Source organism: Dyella humi (assembly GCF_044904605.1).
Lineage (GTDB): Bacteria > Pseudomonadota > Gammaproteobacteria > Xanthomonadales > Rhodanobacteraceae > Dyella_B > Dyella_B humi.
In genome coordinates this window covers 1-957 of the sequence record NZ_JADIKI010000006.1, presented here as the reverse complement: position 1 = coordinate 957, position 957 = coordinate 1, and the positions used below count along the sequence as shown (strand labels likewise).

At 61.0% G+C, this 957-nt stretch carries 1 protein-coding gene; it reads right to left on the bottom strand.

From position 1 onward, the window contains the following. A partial coding sequence (locus ISP18_RS00035) for an amino acid adenylation domain-containing protein (RefSeq protein ID WP_404559213.1) occupies positions 1 to 957 on the bottom strand: 957 nt, incomplete at both ends.

Here is a 957-nt window from a genome sequence, read left to right as displayed (position 1 = left end):
TAGGCAACCAGGCGTTTATCGCCCGGAACATCCTCGCGGGCCATGACGACGGCCTGGTGGATCGCCGGGTGCTGGCCCAGGCGCGCCTCGATCTCACCCAGTTCGATGCGGAAGCCGCGGATTTTCACCTGGTGGTCCGCACGCCCCAGGAACTGCAGATTGCCATCGGGAAGATAGCGCGCCAGATCGCCCGTCTTGTACATCCGCGCCTGCGGCACGGGATAGTGCGGATCGTCGATGAAGCGTTCAGCGGTCAGGGCCGGACGCTGGAAATACCCCGCCGTCAGGCATTCGCCACCGATATACAAATCCCCGCGCGCGCCCACGGGAAGGGGATTCAAAGACGCATCCAGCACGTAATAGCGCGCATTCTGGATTGGACGGCCATACGGAATACTCACCCATCCTTCGTCGATATGCTCCACGGGATAGAAGTTGGACCATACCGTCGCTTCGGTCGCGCCGCCCAGGCCGATCATCCGGCTGGCCGGAAAGAAGCGGCCGAGTACGCCGAAGAATTCCATCGGGATCCAGTCGCCACTGAAAAACGCCAGACGCAGCGATGGCATGCCGGCCTGCCTAGCAGCGTGGTCCAGATAAAAAACCAGTTGCTGAAAAACGGCGGGGGCCGAATCCCAGAACGTGATGGGCTCTTCAAACAGGATCTGCGCCAATCGTTGCGGGTCCGCCACTTCGCTGTGCGAGGCCACGCGGATACAACCGCCGGTCGCCAGCAGACCAAAGATGTCGTACACCGACAAATCGAACGACAGCGAACTGGTGAGCAGCACCGTGTCCTGCGGACCGATCTGGAATTGCCGGGTGATCCATTCGATGAGATTGATCACCGGCCGATGCCATCCCATGACACCTTTAGGCGTACCGGTGGAGCCGGAGGTGTAGATGACATAGGCCAGATGACGGGAGGTCAGATCGGCCACCTGCGGATTGGCATCG